The sequence below is a fragment of the Enterococcus canis NBRC 100695 genome (assembly GCF_001544375.1).
In the GTDB taxonomy this organism is placed as follows: domain Bacteria; phylum Bacillota; class Bacilli; order Lactobacillales; family Enterococcaceae; genus Enterococcus_H; species Enterococcus_H canis.
Genome location: NZ_BCQJ01000002.1, coordinates 286986 through 306234 on the forward strand (window position 1 = coordinate 286986; position 19249 = coordinate 306234).

General features: G+C 42.9%; 20 protein-coding genes. 3 read left to right on the forward strand and 17 right to left on the reverse strand.

Annotated features, from left to right (window positions below; translation table 11 throughout):
- Nucleotides 1-9 precede the first annotated feature (9 nt).
- The 13 genes from pstB (ECA01S_RS04780) to ECA01S_RS04840 all read right to left on the reverse strand — a co-directional run bounded on the left by pstB (ECA01S_RS04780) (nt 10) and on the right by ECA01S_RS04840 (nt 14516).
- Nucleotides 10-768 (reverse strand): phosphate ABC transporter ATP-binding protein PstB, encoded by a 759-nt coding sequence (gene pstB, locus ECA01S_RS04780; protein WP_067391912.1) that lies wholly within the window; start codon nt 766-768, stop codon nt 10-12.
- A 12-nt stretch (nt 769-780) separates the two neighbouring features.
- Nucleotides 781-1587, reverse strand: a complete 807-nt coding sequence (pstB, locus tag ECA01S_RS04785; protein ID WP_067391915.1) for a phosphate ABC transporter ATP-binding protein PstB — start codon at nt 1585-1587, stop codon at nt 781-783.
- A gap of 13 nt (nt 1588-1600) precedes the next feature.
- Nucleotides 1601-2485, reverse strand: a complete 885-nt coding sequence (gene pstA, locus ECA01S_RS04790; RefSeq protein WP_067391917.1) for a phosphate ABC transporter permease PstA — start codon at nt 2483-2485, stop codon at nt 1601-1603.
- Entirely contained in the window at nt 2485-3405 is a 921-nt protein-coding gene (pstC, locus tag ECA01S_RS04795) for a phosphate ABC transporter permease subunit PstC (RefSeq protein WP_067391921.1), read from the reverse strand. The genes pstA and pstC overlap by 1 nt, the downstream gene beginning before the upstream one ends.
- A 157-nt stretch (nt 3406-3562) precedes the next feature.
- The gene (locus tag ECA01S_RS04800) at nt 3563-4414 is read right to left on the reverse strand and encodes a phosphate ABC transporter substrate-binding protein PstS (protein ID WP_067391924.1); all 852 of its coding nucleotides are present in this window, start codon (nt 4412-4414) and stop codon (nt 3563-3565) included.
- Nucleotides 4415-4718: 304 nt separating this feature from the next.
- Nucleotides 4719-6167 carry a cardiolipin synthase gene (gene cls, locus ECA01S_RS04805; protein ID WP_067391927.1) on the reverse strand — a complete coding sequence of 483 codons (1449 nt, stop codon included), beginning with the start codon at nt 6165-6167 and terminating at the stop codon, nt 4719-4721.
- Nucleotides 6168-6316: 149 nt separating this feature from the next.
- Complete coding sequence (ftsX, locus tag ECA01S_RS04810) at nt 6317-7201, reverse strand: permease-like cell division protein FtsX (RefSeq protein ID WP_067391930.1); 885 nt, start codon at nt 7199-7201, stop codon at nt 6317-6319.
- Complete coding sequence (gene ftsE / locus ECA01S_RS04815; protein WP_067391933.1) at nt 7194-7880, reverse strand: cell division ATP-binding protein FtsE; 687 nt, start codon at nt 7878-7880, stop codon at nt 7194-7196. Before ftsE ends, ftsX begins: the two co-directional genes overlap by 8 nt.
- 104 nt (nt 7881-7984) lie before the next feature.
- A protein-coding gene (gene prfB, locus ECA01S_RS04820; protein ID WP_143139544.1) for a peptide chain release factor 2 occupies nt 7985-9086 on the reverse strand; the annotation gives its coding sequence in 2 pieces (ribosomal slippage) (nt 7985-9013 and nt 9015-9086; 1101 coding nt in all).
- A 104-nt stretch (nt 9087-9190) separates the two neighbouring features.
- Nucleotides 9191-11716 (reverse strand): preprotein translocase subunit SecA, encoded by a 2526-nt coding sequence (gene secA, locus ECA01S_RS04825; protein WP_067391940.1) that lies wholly within the window; start codon nt 11714-11716, stop codon nt 9191-9193.
- A 178-nt stretch (nt 11717-11894) separates the two neighbouring features.
- Complete coding sequence (gene hpf, locus ECA01S_RS04830) at nt 11895-12443, reverse strand: ribosome hibernation-promoting factor, HPF/YfiA family (protein WP_067391943.1); 549 nt, start codon at nt 12441-12443, stop codon at nt 11895-11897.
- Nucleotides 12444-12584: 141 nt separating this feature from the next.
- A complete protein-coding gene (locus ECA01S_RS14335; protein ID WP_067391945.1) occupies nt 12585-13004 on the reverse strand; it encodes a ComF family protein in 420 nt (139 codons plus the stop codon).
- 243 nt (nt 13005-13247) lie between these two features.
- Nucleotides 13248-14516, reverse strand: coding sequence for an ATP-dependent helicase ComFA (locus tag ECA01S_RS04840; RefSeq protein WP_067391948.1), 1269 nt, complete (start codon nt 14514-14516; stop codon nt 13248-13250).
- Between the two features lie 69 nt (nt 14517-14585).
- On the opposite strand from ECA01S_RS04840, the gene ECA01S_RS04845 reads away from it, so the two are divergent.
- Entirely contained in the window at nt 14586-15506 is a 921-nt protein-coding gene (locus ECA01S_RS04845) for an alpha/beta fold hydrolase (protein ID WP_067391951.1), read from the forward strand.
- Nucleotides 15507-15546: 40 nt separating this feature from the next.
- On the opposite strand, the gene ECA01S_RS04850 is transcribed toward ECA01S_RS04845, so the two are convergent.
- The 3 genes from ECA01S_RS04850 to ECA01S_RS04860 form a co-directional block, all read right to left on the reverse strand.
- Nucleotides 15547-16014: a DUF441 domain-containing protein gene (locus tag ECA01S_RS04850; RefSeq protein WP_067391954.1), complete on the reverse strand. Its 468-nt coding sequence runs from the start codon at nt 16012-16014 to the stop codon at nt 15547-15549.
- A gap of 130 nt (nt 16015-16144) precedes the next feature.
- Entirely contained in the window at nt 16145-16468 is a 324-nt protein-coding gene (locus tag ECA01S_RS04855) for a PTS sugar transporter subunit IIB (protein ID WP_067391957.1), read from the reverse strand.
- A 115-nt stretch (nt 16469-16583) separates the two neighbouring features.
- Nucleotides 16584-16874, reverse strand: a complete 291-nt coding sequence (locus ECA01S_RS04860; protein WP_067391960.1) for a DUF7662 domain-containing protein — start codon at nt 16872-16874, stop codon at nt 16584-16586.
- A 109-nt stretch (nt 16875-16983) separates the two neighbouring features.
- On the opposite strand from ECA01S_RS04860, the gene ECA01S_RS04865 reads away from it, so the two are divergent.
- Nucleotides 16984-17616: a YigZ family protein gene (locus ECA01S_RS04865; RefSeq protein WP_067391963.1), complete on the forward strand. Its 633-nt coding sequence runs from the start codon at nt 16984-16986 to the stop codon at nt 17614-17616.
- 16 nt (nt 17617-17632) lie between these two features.
- Nucleotides 17633-18280: an HI_0552 family protein gene (locus ECA01S_RS04870; RefSeq protein ID WP_067391967.1), complete on the forward strand. Its 648-nt coding sequence runs from the start codon at nt 17633-17635 to the stop codon at nt 18278-18280.
- Between the two features lie 41 nt (nt 18281-18321).
- Here ECA01S_RS04870 and ECA01S_RS04875 read toward each other — a convergent pair whose 3' ends face one another.
- On the reverse strand, nt 18322-19029 hold the full coding sequence (locus tag ECA01S_RS04875) for a GntR family transcriptional regulator (protein WP_067391970.1): 708 nt from the start codon (nt 19027-19029) through the stop codon (nt 18322-18324).
- Nucleotides 19030-19249: the final 220 nt, after the last annotated feature.

Genomic DNA, 19249 nt, shown 5'->3' on the forward strand with positions numbered 1-19249 from the left:
CGATCCTCCTTATCCAAATTTTCCAGAGATATAGTCTTCTGTTTCCTGTTTTCCAGGATTCAAGAAGATTTTACGTGTTTCGTCGAATTCGATGAGGTTGCCATCTAAAAAGAAAGCTGTCTTATCCGAGATCCGGGATGCCTGTGACATGTTGTGAGTGACCATGATCATGGTATATTTCTCTTTCAGCTCCAATAACATGTTTTCAATTTTCCCAGTGGAGACTGGATCTAGCGCACTAGTAGGTTCATCCAGCAAAATGATTTCGGGATTGACTGCTAAAACCCGCGCGATACAAACCCGTTGTTGCTGCCCACCAGACAGTGACAATGCACTTTTATGCAGCTTGTCTTTCACATCGTCCCAAACTGCAGCTGCTTTCAAGCTAGATTCTACTGCCTCATCTAATTTCGTTTTATCTTTGATTCCTTTTAATTTTAACCCATAAATAACATTTTCGTAAATAGAAAATGGAAAAGGATTTGGTTGCTGGAAAACCATTCCGATTTCTTTTCTTAATTCAACGGTATCCGTCTTCGGTCCATAGATATCTTGGCCCTTGTAAAGCACATTCCCAGTGATAGTCACCCCAGGAATCAAGTCATTCATGCGGTTCAATGAGCGCAGATAAGTCGACTTTCCACAGCCAGAGGGGCCAATCATTGCGGTGATTTCACCTTCATTGATGGACAAGCTGATACCCTTCAAGGCTTCCTTCTTTCCATAATACAAATGAAGATCCTTGGACGAAATAATTTCTTTTGCCATTTGTGAAGCCTCCTAACCAAAGTGTCCTGAAACGTAGTCTTCTGTTGCTTGGATCTTCGGACGTGTAAAGATTTTACGAGTCTCATCATATTCAATCACTTTGCCTAAGTAGAAAAAGGCTGTGTAATCGCTGATCCGGGCTGCTTGTTGCATATTGTGGGTCACGATGATAATCGTATAATCTTTTTTCAAATTAACTAAAGTTTCTTCCACCGTCCCTGTCGAAATAGGGTCCAGAGCGCTAGCTGGTTCATCTAGTAATAAGATGTCTGGTTTCATTGCGATAGCCCGGGCAATACATAGACGTTGTTGTTGCCCACCTGATAAAGCCAACGCACTTTTATCCAAGCTGTCTTTAACTTGGTCCCAAAGTGCCGCTTGTTTCAAGCTGGTCTCCACAATCTCATCCAATTGCTTTTTATCCTTCATGCCATGTTGCTTTAAAGCGAAGGTGATATTTTCGTAAATTGATTTGCTAAAGGGATTAGGTCGTTGGAAGACCATCCCGATATGTTTCCGCATCTCATAGACATCGACATTTTGCGCGTTGATGTCTACTCCTTTGTACATGATTTCACCAGTAATCTTTGTGTTAGGGATACTATCATTCATGCGGTTCAAGGAACGTAGATAAGTGGATTTCCCACACCCTGAGGGACCAATTAATGCGGTGATTTTATTCTTTTCAAATTGTAAATCAACACCCTTGATTGCTTCGTTGTCGCCGTACCAAACATGCAGGTCATTGGTATGTAAAGCTTCGGGTTGCTTTTCATCTAGTTGGATGAGATAACGATCATCCCAATTATACTCTTTCATAGATTCTATCTCCTTAAGCGGAAGTCATTTTGCGGTAAAGACGTTTGCCGATAAAGCGTGCGCTGAAGTTGAACAGCAGCACCACGAGAATTAGGACTGCTGAGGCACCAGCAGAAACCGCCGCGCCATCTGGCATAGTCCCTTCGGTATTGATTTTCCAAATATGAACGGCTAACGTTTCCGCTTGCCGGAAAATACTGATTGGACTAGAAACACTTAGTGGATTCCAGTTAGAGAAATCAAGCGCTGGCGCACTTTGACCAGCTGTATAAATCAAGGCAGCGGCTTCCCCGAAGATCCGGCCAGAACTTAAGATAACCCCGGTTAGAATGCCAGGCGTTGCTTCTGGAACCACTACCTTTAGAACTGTTTCCCAGCGTGATAGACCGAGAGCGAGCCCCGCCTCCCGCTGCGTGTAATGGACAGCTTGGAGTGATTCTTCCACATTCCGGGTCAATAACGGCAAGTTGAAGAAGGTCAAGGCTAAGGCCCCTGAAATGATGGAGAACCCATAACCCATTTGCACAACGAAGATCAAGAATCCGAAAAGCCCGACTACCACAGAAGGTAATGAAGATAAGATTTCAATTGAGGTCCGGATAATATCCGTCAGCCAGTTTTTCTTAGCATATTCTGATAAGTAGATTCCAGCACCTAATGATAGGGGAAAACTAATCAGCATGGTAATTAATAATAAATATAGGGAGTTGAATAATTGAATTCCAATCCCGCCCCCTGTTTGATAGGCTTTAGAGGGTTTTGTCAAGAAGTCCCACGAAATATGTGGCAAGCCGCGGACTAAAATGTATAAAAGTAAGGCCGCCAAAATCAAGACGATGATCCCGGAGATTCCGTAAAGGATTCCTGTGGCGATTTTATCAGAGCGTTTTGCATTCATTATTTCAAGGCTCCTTTCTTCCCAATCAAGCGGATCACGATATTAAAGATCAAGGACATCAGCAATAAGATCAAGGCTAATGACCATAAGACGTTATTTTCAACGGTACCCATGATGGTATTTCCGATTCCCATTGTTAAGATACTAGTTAAAGTAGAAGCCGGTGTTGTCAAACTGCTTGGCATAATCGCGGCATTCCCGATAACCATTTGGATTGCCAAAGCTTCCCCAAAGGCCCGCGCCATGCCAAATACAACGGCTGTCAAAATTCCTGGTACCGCTGCTCGCAATACCACTTTGTAAATCGTTTGCCAACGAGTTGCTCCTAAGGCTAAAGAGGCCTCCCGGTAATGACGAGGGACAGCTTTTAAAGCATCAACGGTCATCGTCGTAACCGTTGGTAAAATCATGACGAACAACACAAAGGTCCCCGCCAAGATCCCGAAACCAGTTCCGCCAAAGATGGAACGAACAAAAGGTACGATTACTGTTAACCCGATAAACCCATAAACAACCGAAGGGATCCCCACGAGTAATTCAATAACTGGTTGTAAAATTTTGGTTCCTGTCTTAGGGGAGATTTCCGTCATAAAGACCGCTGCGCCAATCGCAAAAGGCGTCGCCACAATGGCTGATAAAAAGGTCACAATAAAGGAACCCGTAATCATTGGTAAAGCTCCCACCATTGGTTTTCCATCGGGTCCTAAAGCACTAGGATTCCAATCCGTACCAAACAGAAAGTCAAAGACATTGATACCATCAGTAAAAAAGGTTGCAAGCCCTTTGCTGGCAACAAAATAGAAAATCGAGAGCACAACGAGCACGATCAGCGCGATACATAAAAAACTGATGAATTTGCCGCGTTGCTCCATTTTGGATCGTTTTGATTTTGTTAATAACTCTTTTTGAATATCTTCCAAGATAATTCCTCCTTAACAAACACTGACAACCTTAGTTTACTGTTTAAACATCAATTTGGCATAAACTTCATGTAAAGAATATTGAGTTATTGTAAATTTTGTGTAAAGAAAAAGAGCCGGAAACCAGATTTATATCCTGCGTTCCCGACTCGCTTCTCTACTTAACTAAATTGCCTTCCCAATCACGTTCCACTTGCATTTTCGAAACGGGAATATAACCTAATTGTTCCACCACTGACCCTTGAATCTTCTCCGACAACATGAAGTCTAAAAACTCTTTTGTAAGTTTTTTAGGTTCGCCTTTGGTATACATGTGTTCATAAGACCAGATTTTCCATTTATTGGTTGTAACATTCTCATCTGTTGGTTCTACCCCATCAATAGCTAATGTCGCTACATCATCAGATACGTAAGAAAAGGCCGTGTAACTAACTGCTCCCGGTGTATCGGCTACGATTTGGCGCACCATTCCACTGGAATCTTGCTCTTGCGCTTTGATCGCGGTTTGACCATTTAAAACCCATTTCTCAAATGTTGCTCGCGTACCGCTGCCGGCCGCACGGTTTAACAAGACGATTGGCAGATCTTTCCCGCCTAATTCTTGCCAGTTCGTTATTTCTCCTAGGAAAATTTTACGCAGATTTTCCATGGAAATCTCTTTCACCCCAACACCTTTGTTGGCAATAGGCGTGATCCCAACTACCGCCACTTTGTGGTCGACTAACTGCCCCGCATCAATCCCGTTCTTTTCTTCGGCAAAGAGATCGGAATTCCCGATATCAACAGCTCCAGCTTGAACCTGACTTAAACCAGTCCCACTTCCGCCGCCCTGAACATTGATAAAACGACCGGGGTTTTCACTGCTATACTCTTCACCCGCCGTTTCCACCAAAGGCTGTAATGCCGATGAACCCACGGCTGTGATAGATTCGCCGCGATCGATCCAGCTAGCACAACCGCCTAAAACGAATACTGTTGCCAAAATTAATAATAGGCTAAATTTCTTCATTTGTTTTCCTCCAATAATCAAATCAAGTACATTTTACATTACCTGCTCCAAAAATGTAACCGCAAGTTACATTTTCTTGCGTTGTTAGAAAAAGGACTACTCCCGATTTTAGCTTTGTGGTATACTGATGCTGAAATGTGCAGTTTATCACGTAAGATACAGACGTCGTTGATCCCCGATTCATGGCGAACTGTCGATACTGTCGTTTCACAAAACAAATCATTTTCCCCAAAAATGATTTGTTATCATCCCTTAGGAGACCAAGGCTTATGGCTTTGGTCTTCTTTTTTTATTAAAAAGATAGTTAAAGTAATGGTGATAGCAAGCGCGCAAAGCCTTCTTTAACCTTGATCCAAAAGCCGCGCAGCTCATATTTCTCAATCGTTAGCAATTCTGAATTAGTTGAGTCGTGATAAAAAGCGTCGCGAACCTTTCCGGCAAAAGCCGCATCATAAATGATGGTATTGACCTCAAAATCCAAGCGAAAAGAGCGATTGTCAATATTGGCAGAGCCGACAGAGACGATTCCTCCATCGATAATAACTGTTTTGGCATGCATGAAACCAATCTCGTAGGTCTCAACGATGGCTCCGTACTCTAAGAGTTCCGCTGCAAAAGAGTAAGTTGCCCAGTAAACTAAAATATGGTCCGGCTTATTGGGAATTTGCAGCCGTACTTTAACTCCCGACAAAAGGGCTAGCTTCAAAGCTTCATGGATGGACCCGTCTGGAATATAGTATGGCGTTTGAATCAAAATTTCATGTTTGGCTTGTGAAATCATTTTCAGGTAGGCCATCTTAATTTGCTCATGTTCAGAGTCAGGACCGCTGGTAATCACTTGTGCATCGATCGCCCCTAACGAGTCAATCTTAGGAAAATAATGCTGATCATAGGTTAACTCGTTGGAATGTTGTGAATTCCAATCCATCAAAAAGCGATTTTGCAAGGAATAGACCGCATCGCCGTGGATGCGCAAATGATTATCGCGCCAATAGCCAAATTTTGCCACTAACCCTAAGTATTCATCGCCAACATTAAAGCCACCTGTATAACCGATTTTTCCGTCAATTACTACGATTTTACGATGATTGCGATAATTACTACGTGGATTGAGGTACGGTAAAAACAAAGGGAAAAATAAAATAACTTGACCGCCAGCTGCCCGCAGCTCCTCAAAAAAGGTTTTGTTAACCTGAATACTCCCCCAAGCATCCAATAAGACCCGGACCTCCACACCCCGTTGTGCAGCGGCCGTCAAATGCTGCCGCACCTTCCGTCCCAATTCATCGTCTCGGTAAATATAATATTGCAAATGGATATGATGCTCAGCTTGGTCGATATCTGCCAACAAAGCGGCAAATTTTTCCTGACCATCTGTATAAAGTTGAATCTCGTTATTAGTCGTATATAAGGAACTTTCAAAAACCGTCAACATATAAATCAACTGACGGACATCCACATGATCTGTCGGCGGCTTAGGAAAAACGCCACGAGCAAAAGCTCGCTTCTGTGCCTCGATTTCTGTATTCAGCCCCAATTTTGGCTGCATCTTCACATCAAACATTTTATCCTTGGACAAGCCTCTACCAAAATAAATATAGAGGAAGAAACCTAGAATCGGGATAAAAATCAAAACCAGCAGCCATGCCCAAGTTTGCGCCGTCTCCCGCCGTTCTCGGAAAATAATAATCAATGATAAGAGCATATTCGCAATAATCAGCACGATATACAAATTGTCCCAGATAAACCCCACAGTTTGCCACCTCCTCTTTCAAATCAAGCATATCGAAGTTACGCAGATAAGTAAAGTTCGGTGCAAGCGTCCTCAAATAATTTTGAAATCGCTCGTTTTTCCTTATTTCGGCAATAAAAAAAGCCGGGAACAAGTCCCAGCTTTTGAGATTATATTTTTAAGAAACGACGCATAGAAATCGTTGAACCTAGTGAACCGATTACCATTCCAATCACAGCAATCAGCAGATTGACTTGCCATAAGAAGTCATCTGGCCGCAATAACGCATAATTGGAACGCAGTAATTCCGGATTGACCATGGTATAAACTTGTTGGTAACCAAAGGTAACAATTAAGATTGGTACAATAGCTCCCAGTAAACCAATCCAAGCACCCTCTAAGAAGAACGGCCAACGGATAAAGCCGTTTTTCGCGCCTACCAAACGCATGATCTGAATTTCCCGCTGACGCGAAAGGATCGTGATCCGAATCGTATTGGAAATCAAGAACATCGCCACAAACAAGAGTAAAATTGCGGCCCCTAATCCCCAAGTTCGCACCGTTTCGGCTAACTTAAAGATACGGTCGGAGGAAACGCCCCCATAATCTGCCCGAAAGACATTCGGTAGTTCATCCGCTGCTTCGGCAACTTTTTTGGTATCTTCTGGTTGTGTGGCAGCCACTTCATACTTATCATAAAGCGGATTGCTGTCCCCTTCGAATAGGTTCCAGGCATCCCCCATGACATCTTGAATTTTTTTCAATTCTTGGTCTTTACTAGAAAACTTCACCGATTCAACATTGGGAATTTTTTCTAGCTGGGCTGCTAACGCTTTTGTTTCTGCATCTGATGTACCAATGTCTACAAACACGGATACTGTTACATCTTTTTCAATATCATGGGCTAGTTTCGTCGCGTTCAAAATAACGCCTAGAAAAATCCCCACTAAGGTTAAGGTGATGGTAACCGCACTGATAGAGGCGATAGTCATCCAACCATTACGTTTTAAACTTTTGATACTTTCCAATAGGTGTCGGAAAAAGGTTCTAATCATCGTAGCCGTATTCTCCTTCCGCTTGGTCTCGAATAATACGCCCGTTCTCCACAGCGATGACCCGATGACGAATCGTATTTACGATGGTACTATTATGTGTTGCCATCACGACAGTTGTACCTTGAGCGTTGATGCGATCTAACAGTTTCATGATTTCCCATGAATTTTCTGGATCTAAGTTCCCCGTTGGTTCATCGGCGATCAACACTTTTGGCGTATTTACGATGGCCCGTGCAATGGAGACCCGTTGTTGTTCCCCACCAGACAGTTCACTTGGGAAGACCCGAACTTTATGCTTCAAACCCACTAAGTCCAATACTTCCATCACTCGTTTTTTGATTTCACGAGGTTTACGGCCGATAACTTGCATCGCATAGGCAACATTTTCATAAACCGTCTTCTTTGGTAATAATTTGTAATCTTGGAAAACGACGCCAATTTCACGACGCATAAGCGGAATATCGCGGTTTTTGATTTTTACTAAATCATAGCCTGCTACATTCAATGTGCCTTTCGTTGCTCGTTCTTCACGATACATCAATTTGATAAACGTCGACTTTCCTGCTCCTGATGGACCAACCACATAGACAAATTCGCCTTGGTCGATATTTACAGAAAGATTACGGATTGCCGTCGTACCATTGGAATATTTTTTCATTACATCTTTCATTTCAATCATGGCATTCTCTCCATCTCTTTACTCGAACCTTGAGACATTATAACATGAATATGTTGCAATACATTTTCAGTTAGTTACAATTCTGTTTCAATTTCGTGAAGTCCCTAGTTCAATTTCATCTTTAAATACGCATCAATAAAGCCATCGAGATCGCCATCCATGACGGCTTGGACATTACCCGTCTCGTAACTAGTCCGATGATCCTTGACCATTGAATACGGATGGAAGACATAAGAACGAATCTGAGAGCCCCAGCCGATCTCCATTTGCTCGCCGCGCAAAGCTGCTGCCTCTTGTTCTTTTTTCTCAACCTCTAGTTGGTACAATTTAGCTTTCAACATGCCCATGGCTTGTTCCCGGCTCTTCAGCTGTGAACGTTGCGCCTGACTAGAGACAACTACACCCGTTGGCAAATGCGTGATACGAACCGCAGATTCCGTTTTATTAATATGCTGACCACCGGCACCACTAGCACGGTAGGTATCGATTTTTAAATCATCAGGATTGATTTCAATATCAATCGAACCATCTAATTCTGGCATCACATCCACTGAACAAAACGAAGTATGACGGCGACTTGCTGAATCAAAAGGCGAAATACGTACTAAACGGTGAACGCCCTTTTCTGATTTCAAATAGCCATAAGCATTATAGCCCTTGATTAAAAGAGTGACACTCTTAATTCCCGCTTCGTCGCCAGCTTGGTAATCTAGAGTTTCTACCTTAAAACCATGAGCCTCCGCCCAGCGCGTGTACATTCTTAAAAGCATACTGCCCCAATCCTGTGACTCGGTACCGCCCGCACCCGGGTGTAATTCTAAAATGGCGTTATTTTTATCATAAGGCTCATCTAATAATAAGGACAGTTCATACGTCGATAGCCGCTCTTGCAAGCTTTGCAAACGGTCTTCCAACTCGACTTGCGTCTCTTCATCAAACTCTTCTTGCTGCATTTCCAGCATGAGTTCTAGCTCTTCCAGCTCAGACTCCATCGTATGAAACTGCTCGTATTTCTCTTTATACTCGTTGGTTTGATTGATAACCGCCTGCGCAGCCTCCGTATCATCCCAAAAGCTAGGTTCCGCCATGCGGTTTTCCCCTTCAGCGATGTCCTCTTCCAACTGATCTAAGTCAAAGAGACCCCCTAAAACTGTTGATTGTGTGGCGCATTTCATCTAAGCGATTGCGAACTTCTGCTAATTCCATCGAATCCCTCTTTCATTGTTTATTTCTTCACTATAACGAGAAAGCGTATAAGAATCAAGTAGGCTGAAACCTACGCACATGTCGTAACTTTCAGCCTACCGTTCTTATTGGTCTTTCCCGTGGCAATTCTTGAATTTCTTTCCGCTGCCGCATGGGCATGGATCATTTCGGCCAACTTTTTTTGATTGAGCCGGTTTTTTCCGCTGGTCTGCGCTAACTTTCCCTGCATCAGGATCTTCCTGCTGTGGCTGGCCTTGCGCAACTTGTTCCCGTTGAACGTTTTGACGAATCTCAGCTTTCATAAAGAGACGAGTCACTTCAAATTCGATAGCTCCAACCATGTCTTCAAACATGTTGTAACCTTCTGTTTGATATTCGACTAATGGGTTATTTTGACCATATGCCCGTAACCCGATTGATTGACGTAATTGGTCCATCGCATCAATATGATCTGTCCATTTCATATCTACTACGCGCAAGATGACAACTTTTTGGAATTCCAGCATTTGTTCTGGTCCATTTAATTGTGCTGCTTTTTGGTCGTAGATTTCCTTGGCGCGACCCATCAAATAAGATTTCATTTCTTCAGGCGTTTTGCCTTCTAAATCCTTAACAGAAATCGTATCTTCGTGAACAAGGGCTGACGCCGCAAAGTCAACGATTCCTTCCAAGTTCCATTGAGCCTTATCTAATTGAGTATGGCTGTCTACTGCGCGTTCAATACTGCGTTTTACCATATTCAATAATTCTTCTGACAAGTCGCTGTCTTCTGTAATCACTTGTAAACGTTGTTTATAGATAACTTCCCGTTGTTCCCGCATTACATCATCGTATTGCAAGATGTTCTTCCGTGTATCGTAGTTATTCCCTTCGACGCGTTTTTGGGCGCCTTCTACTTGTTTAGTTAACATCTTACTTTGGATTACCGCATCGGCTTCATCAATGTTCATCCGTTCTAAGAACATTTTGATCCGCTCTGAGCCAAATCGTTTCATTAGATCGTCTTCTAATGATAGATAGAATTGGGATACCCCTGGATCTCCTTGACGACCTGAACGTCCCCGCAACTGATTATCAATACGACGAGATTCATGACGTTCTGTCCCGATAACAGCTAACCCGCCTAGTTCAACAACTCCTAGACCAAGCTTGATATCGGTACCCCGACCAGCCATATTGGTAGCGATAGTAACAGCGCCTTTTTGACCAGCATTCATAATGATTTCCGCTTCTTTAAAGTGGTTTTTCGCATTCAATACTTCGTGAGGAATGTTTTCAGCATTCAACATTTCTGAAAGCATTTCTGAAGTTTCAACGGCGACAGTCCCCACCAAGATTGGTTGGCCCTTACGATAGCGGTCTTTGATATCTTGGACTACTGCTTTAAATTTGCTGGTTAATGTTGGATAAAGTAAATCTGCTTTATCGTCACGAATAATTGGTTTGTTCGTTGGAATCTGGATAACCTGCATATTGTAGATTTCACGGAATTCTTCTTCTTCCGTTTTGGCAGTCCCGGTCATCCCCGCCAATTTTTTATACATCCGGAAATAGTTCTGGAAGGTAATAGTAGCCATTGTTTTCGTTTCGTCTTCAATTTCAACGCCTTCTTTGGCTTCAATCGCTTGATGCAAGCCGTCTGAGTAGCGGCGACCATCCATGATCCGTCCAGTAAATTGGTCAACGATTAAGACTTTGCCTTCTTGAACCACATAGTCAATGTCACGAATCATAATGTAGTTAGCCCGTAATGCTTGATCCATATGGTGCGTCAAGGCTGTATTGGCTAAATCATACAAGTTGTCCAAGCCAAAGGTTTCTTCAGCTTTTTCAATACCGGCCTCTGTTAAGCCAATTGTTTTAGATTGGATATCAATTTTATAGTCATCTTCCTCTTTCAACCGTTTAACAAAGTTATCTGTTCGTGTGTATAGAGCAGTACTTTTTTCGGCTTGACCGGAAATAATCAACGGTGTCCGGGCTTCATCGATCAAAATGGAATCGACTTCATCGACGATTGCATAGTTCAATGGTCGTTGTACCATTTGGTTACGGTAAACCACCATGTTATCACGCAAGTAATCAAAACCTAATTCGTTATTTGTGCTGTATGTGATGTCGCAGGCATAGGCTTCCCGTTTTTCTTCCGGACTTTTCGAATTTAAGTTTAGGCCAACGGTTAAGCCAAGGAAGTTATACAACTCACCCATCTCACTAGCATCCCGTGTAGACAAGTATTCATTGACTGTTACTACGTGAACGCCGTCGCCGGTTAAAGCATTCAAATAAACTGGCATTGTTGCAGTCAAGGTTTTCCCTTCACCAGTTTTCATTTCAGGGATGTTACCATCGTGCAGTACAACCCCACCCATTAACTGAACATGGTATGGGTATAAACCCAAGACCCGTTTCGCACCTTCACGTACCACCGCGAAAGCTTCTGGTAATAATTGATCCAAAGTTTCGCCTTTTTGGTAGCGTCCTTTGAATTCTTCTGTTTTTCCACGTAATTGTTCATCATTTAAAGCCGCCATCTGATCAGCAAAGCTTTCAACTTGATTTGCGATTTTATCTAAGCGTTTTAATTCGCGATTGTCATTCTCAATCATCTTTTTAAGAAAATTAGCCATCTACGTATTCCTTCCTGTCTTCATACTCCATTTTTTTCGTATTTCATCTTTCTTATTCTATCATTAGTTTATAAGAAAAGAAATAACTTCCCTATGTAAAAAGGCCTTCTTGAAATATTTTTATTGTTTTTTATTCAAAAAAAGAAGCGGCTTTACGCCGCTTCTTGCTGGTTCATTCTTAGTCTGTTTCAATCAAGCCATATTTGCCATCTTTACGACGGTAAACAATGCTTGTCCCGTTCGTTTCTGCATCTTCAAAGATGAAGAAGCTATGGCCTAACATGTTCATTTGTAAAACGGCTTCTTCACTGTCCATTGGTTTCAAAGATAACCGTTTTGTGCGGACGATATCTAATTCAGAATCATTTTCTTCTGGTTCATCGTTTAAGATAACAGCAGCTTTCCCGGTATCAATCCCTGTTTCGCGAGATTTACGGTTAATTTTTGTTTTGAACTTCCGAATTTGACGTTCCAATTTATCCACGACCAAGTCGATACTTGCGTAAAGATCTGGTGAAGTTTCTTCAGCACGTAAAACTAAATATGGAAGAGGAATTGTTACCTCAACTTTCGCTGTCTTCTCAGTGTAAACCTTTAAGTTTACGTGAGCTGTTGCTTCGGGAACATCTGTAAAGTACCGTTCCAATTTCCCTACTTTTTTCTCAACATAATCGCGAATTGCCGCAGTAACTTCGATATTTTCTCCACGTACGTTATATCTAAACATAACAATTACCCCTTTCATCTAACAACTAAAGAGTCTGGCAAGGACCACTCTTGCCATCTCTTCTTAACTCTATTATAACGAAGTCTCATCGTTTTGCAAAGTAAATCGCTACCAAATTCACGCTATTCTTACTTTTGTTATTTATCGGGCTAAAGAAATGCTTTTTATTGACTGGGGGTGATAACGCTGCAAAATCTCCATAGCATGAAATAACGTCCGCCCAGTCGTATAGATGTCATCTAATAAGAGGATGTCTTTCCCTGTTATCTTTTCTGGTGAAAGGCACAGTTCAAAGGGCTGTGGTGTTGCCAAACGCTCCTGCCGATTTTTATGTGACTGTGGTGTCATTTCCGCCTTAGACAAGCCTTTTACATAAGGAATCTTGGCTAGCTCTAACCACGCGGTTACTTGATTAAAACCTCGTTGCTGCAACCGATCCCGGCTTAACGGAATCGGAATCAGTAAATCTGCTTGCGGCAAAGCTTGCTTGATTTCAGAGGCAAAAATGGCTGCCAAGCGCTGATCCCCTAAAATTTTGAATTGATGAAAATACGCCTGCATCGCCTCATCGTAGCAGTACAAGGCGTGATGCTGCCATTGCCATTTAGGATAGCATTTCTGCCAATGGCGACAATCTCCACATACGTCTGCCCTACCAGGCCGACAGCACAAAGGACAATGTGGAGAACTGATTCTTGTAAATAACGCACGACACGCTGGGCAGATGGGTTGACGTAAGTGACTAGGTAAAAGAAGTTGACCTAGTGTCCACTGCATCTTTTTTTGACACAATAAGCACATCATTTAGTCCAACCGATTTAAAAAGCGGATTTCCTGACGGGCATTTTTCATGGCTAGGCTAAGTCCATCGTGGAGAAACCCTACAAAACCATCTGGTTTCGCTAAACTGCGCCCCACTCGCCCCGCTATTTGTACCAAGGCCGACTTACTAAAGACGCGGTCATTGGCACCAATCACTAACACGTTAACACCGGGAAAGGTTACCCCACGCTCTAGAATTGTACTAGAAAGCAGCAAATGATTCGTGCCTTGTCGAAAGGCGGCGACTTTTTCTTGGCGTTGTGGGTCTGCTGCATGAACCGCTGTGATTTCTGGGAAAAAAGCTTGCAATGCGGTTTTTAGCTTCGCCATATAACGAATCTCTGGACAAAAAAGCAACAACGGTTCCCCCTGTCTGCGCCAAGTATTGATAAGTTTGATAATCTTTTTCAAGGCAGACGCTGACAACTGTCGCCAACCAACGCACCATAAAAATTCCGGCACTACTAAAGGCTGACCATGAAAGCGCCGCGGTAAAATCATAACGGACAATTCTTTTTTGGCTATTTGTCGTTTAAGTGCCGTCGTCGGCGTAGCCGTTAAATAAAGCAATGTCCCTTGTGGCTGACAGGCTCGCTGTGCCGCATACTGCAGCATCTTTTCAGATACATATGGAAAAGCATCCACCTCGTCAATAATCAATAGCTGAAAAGCTTCTTTAAACCGCAACAACTGATGGGTCGTACAGAGCGTCAATTGGCCATATTGGTAATCTTCACCGCCATAAAGTAGAATCACTTTGCCATTGAAGGCTTGTTCCAGCCTAGGCTGTAACTCCAAGCAGACATCGACTCGCGGAGAAGCGACAGCCACCCGCTCACCTCGATTCAACGCAGCCAGAATCACCGGAAACATCATCTCAGTTTTCCCCGCTCCCGTCACCGCCCAGACCAGACCATTTTGCCGCTTGTCATGCCAGTCTAGTAATTGATCTGCCACCTGCTGTTGTTTTACCGTCAGTTCTCCCTGCCAAGTCAATTGCCATTGATTTAATTTGAAGAGTGGCTGCGGTAACCAATACAACCAGCCCGCACTGCTGACTCGCCCCATAATCAAGCAATGAGGGCAGTAGTAATGCCCCGTTGCCAGCAAAACTTGTTTTTTAAGCGTTTTTTCGCCACAGCGCTGACAAACAACCCACTTGCCTCTGACACTTAGGGCTGGCTGACCGGCTATATTAGGTAAAGATTCCGACAAAAAGACTAATCTGCCGAAATAGTTCTGTTGTTCCATACACTCACCTCTTCTACAAGTACGCAAAAAACAGAAAGCATTGTATAATGAAACGGAGGAGGCGACAAAATGCAGATCCAATTTCAATCCATTAGTGGCACCCCTGTATTTGGTAAAATCTGGGCAGAGGTTGCTCAGCCAAAAGGCGTACTTCAAATCATCCACGGTATGTCAGAACATATTGACCGCTACCAAGAATTTGCACTTTGGCTGAACCAGCACGGCTTTATCGTCGGCGGCCACGATCATCTAGGGCATGGTAAAACCGGGCGCCAAGCTGGACAGCTAGGCTATTTTTGTGAAGAAGGTCCCACAGCACTGATTCGCGACAGTCAGATGATGACGGAACAGCTTTCACAGCGCTATCCCCAGCTACCTATCATTCTGTTAGGACACAGTATGGGTTCCTTTATTTTACGTAATGTTTTGCAACAACCCGTTAGCGCTAATGTCTGTGGTGCAATCTTGATGGGAACCGGCGGTCGACGTAAAGAATTGGCGCTTGCACAAAAACTAGTGCAGCTCCCCGCCAAGTTGGCGCCGACAACCGTCAATCAACTGCTGCAAGAGCTGATTTTTGGCTCCTTCCAGTACTATTTTCCTGAAAGCTCAAAAAATGCTTGGCTTAGTGCCAATCATGAGAATGTGCGGACCTATGAAGCCGATCCAAATAGTGGCTTTGTTTTTACCAATAATGGTTTCGCCACCTTATTTAGCTTGATTATGCAGGGGACTGAAAAGGGTTGGGGGCAAAAAGTACCCATGATTCCCTATTTGGTGATCAGTGGCGCCCAAGATCCAGTAGGCAATATGGGAAAAGGTCCAATTGAAACGGCAAAAGATTTACGAGATAGCAAGCATCACGTTCGGCTCCAGCTTTATCCAGAGTATCGCCATGAGATTCTGAATGAAAACCATCATGAATTGGTTTATCGCGATATTTTAGCCTGGATGAACCAAACTTTAGATCAAACGCAGAAAAACCTCTAAAGATTAGCTTACAGCTAGCCTTTAGAGGCTTTCTCTATATCTAACTAAATGAGCGGGTAACAAATTCCACCACTTGAATCAAACAATAGGCCATACCGGCAGCAATTACCGGTCCAGCCGCGATTCCGTCCAGAAAGACCACGCCGATAATGGTGCCCACCACTAGAGCCACCGTCACTTGTGGACTTTCAGCAATCAGCCCCACACCCTTGGAAGACAGCACGGCTACCAAAATGCCGCAAAAGACCGCAATCCAACCAACAGGCGACTTGAAGGATTGTAATAGATCGCGAAATGTTATTTCACCTGTGGCAATTGGAATCAAAATTGTGATGGAAATAATCGTCACACCCCAATTGATACCTTTTCCGTGAATTGTTGTCAATAACTTATCCGTTCCCGGCAGCGCCTTGATGACCAAAACAACTAATGCCGCAATCAATAAACTTTGATTTTTCGCAATAAATGCAATCAATAAAATCAAACCTAAGAATAACCAACTTTCCAATCTGATCCCTCCCCAAATTATCCTAACACAGAGCGCGCACCTGGGCTATGGCTAACCGCGTTTCCCCTTAGATTTTGGGTAAGTACCAAATAAAAAAAGCTGTCTTTTTACAGACAGCTTTCAAAAGTTTTTATTTATCGCCAATGATTGTTAAGGCTTGTTGTAATACTTTTTCACCATTCATCATACCATAGTCAGCCATGTTGATGACATCCAATGGAATACCTTTAGATGCTAAGCGTTTTTCAAAATCGCCTTTCATGAAGCGAACTTGAGGGCCTAAAAGTAAAACGTCAACTGGTTTGTTTGCTAGGTTGTTGTCAGCATCTGAAGCAGAAACAGCAAAGATATCAGCGTCGATACCGTCTTGTTCAGCAGCTTTTTGCATTTTTGTAACTAATAAACTAGTACTCATACCAGCGGAACATACTAACATAATTGTTTTTTTTGACATAATGAATTCTTCCCTTCTCATCTTAAAAACTAGCGAGTCATTCTTCCTTCGCTACAAAATCTATTATACTTATTTTTGTTATTTTGTCAACGATTACATTTTTAAAACCTACGTTTTACGTAAATAATGAAGTCGATTTCACTAGTTTATTAAAAACGATAAATTCTTTTTCTAAATTGATTCGTACTACTTCATAACCGGCATTCAACCAACCATAGGCGCCTTTTTCAGGGTGGCGGTAATCGTTGGCCCACCAATCCGTATCAATCCGTGCTGTTTTGGGCAAACCGCTGTTGGGAAAAAGGAGTTCATCAAATTGGGTAAACGTCAGTGTTACTTGTGAGCCGCCATTGACGCGGAAATATTGCGTAATCGCGTCATATTTTTTTGGTCGTTCTTTACTCATCACAGCACCCCCTTTGATTATCGCATACTTTGGATAATGTGAAAAGAATCCCGTTAGTTAATTGTTTTTCTGGCTACCTTTTTCTATACTAAAGGAAAAGGAGGCGCTTATGTTACCCACTTATTATACGCTAGCTGAAAATGGTCAGCATGAAATAGAGATCAAAAAAAGCCGCTTTATCTGTACCTTGAGAAGAGTGGAATCAGAAGATGCTGCCCGTGAGTTTATTCAAGAAATTAAGAAGGAGCACTGGAAAGCGACCCACAATTGTAGTGCCTATCTGTTAGGTGAACGTAGTGAAATCCAACGTTCCAGTGACGATGGTGAACCCAGCGGTACCGCCGGTATACCAATGTTGGAGGTTCTAAAAAAGAATGAGTTGATCAACGTAGCGGCTGTTGTTACGCGCTATTTTGGCGGTACTAAACTCGGGGCCGGTGGTTTGATTCGCGCGTATAGCCACGCTGTTTCTGAAGCTTTAACAGCTATTGGTATTGTCCAAGGGCAGTTGCAACAAGAACTACTTATCACCATCAGTTATCCATTGCTGGGTAAATTGCAAAATTTTTTAGAGCTACAAGAGTTGACGATTGCGGATACTGTCTTTACGGAGCAAGTGGTGGTTACCGTTATGGTAACAGAGTCACAACTAACTACTTATCAAGAAATGATTACGGACCTTTTGAGTGGTCAAGTCACCTTTACTGAAGGTGCGACTCGTTATTTTGAACAACGAATTTAATAGAAAGAATGATTCCATGGAATTTACGCAGGAACACTTTGCGCTTTTTGACCGTTCGCTATTTACCTTCAAACAACTAAAAGAGCGCTATTCAGAAGAGCAACTAAACGAAATCAAGCAGCAGTATAAACATATTTGGACAGACTGGAAGGCGTTGCAGCTAGCAACTAACGAAGAGCTTCACTACCCACTCATCCCTAAGGTCGAAAGTTGGACTAACGGCTGGAATTTGCGTAATCATTTTTGGTGTGCTTACCGGACATCCCAGCGCCAAGGAGAAGCTTCTACACTAGCCCAGTTGTTAAATCGGCAGCAGTTACAGGTTTATTTGATGTGGCAGCACTATAAGGCGGATGAAACGCTGGTAAGTCGTCAAGACTATAACGAACGCCTACTGAAGGCCTTACCTGCTTGGGCAGAAAAGACGCATTTTCATTATCAAATTTGGACGAATGAAAGTTCAGAGTGGGCAGTTCATTGGTGGCTGCAAGATTTTTTAACATCTCCAGAAAAACAACACCAATTAATCAGTTCGCTTTCAACTGCTAGTATCCAATTAGGAGTTGTCTGGCGACCGGAGGAAGTCATTGAGCGACCGTTAGAACAACTGACAACTGCCGTCTTAGAAGAGCTTTGGCCACTTTACCAAACTGTCGCAAAATAAAAATACCTGCTTTGCGGCTAGGCACTAAGCAGGTACATTGATTATTTTTCCAAATAAAATTCAAAGCGATTGCCGACGTATTGGGTCCGTACGTACTCGAATGGTCGGCTATCTTCCAAATAAGACACTTGGCGTAGCCGCAAAATGGCCGCGCCTTTTTTTACGTCTAAATATTCCGCGATTCGTTCTGACGCCACCATAGCTGAGATGGTTTGATTGGCATGGCCAATTTTCAAACCGCCTTTACTTTCAAGGGTTTGGTAGAGTGAGCGGCTGATTTCTTGTTTGCTGTACTCGCCCACGATGTCTAAAGGTAAACTTGCCACTTCAAAACAGATGGGCACATCATCCGCGTAACGAATCCGTTCCATGCGGACGATAGAGTCTTCTTCGCCTAAGTGTAGCTTTTCCATCTCACTAGAGCTAGGTTTGGCTACAAAATAAGAAATCGTTTTGCTGGAAGGCTTGCGATTTTGCGACAGCATGATTTCCGTAAAGCTAGTAGTTCCCGACATTTTTTCTTGGACTTTTTTGCGGGCAACATAAGTCCCAGAACCAATCTTCCGTTCAAGGATTCCTTCATCAGCCAAAGTCTGAATTGCTTGACGTAGGGTCATGCGGCTGACATTGAACTGTACCGAAAGCTCCCGCTCTGATGGCAGCCGATCCCCTATCTTCCATTTACCTTTTTCAATTTCAGTTTTGATCTGGTCATGGATCTGTATATAGACCGGTACATTGTTTGCCACATGAACTCCTCCTTTTTCCAACCTTTTCTATATTATAACTGGTATATACCTTATAAACAACTTTTTTTAAAATGCAGCTACTGGATGTTCAAAAAAAGAATCTGGGACATAACACAAGAAATTATGTCCCAGACTCTTTGTATCCAAATAAACGGTGGAACCAGAAGCAACTCCTGCGGAAATAAGCTGGAATACACAAAAATTTGAAGAGCAATTTCCT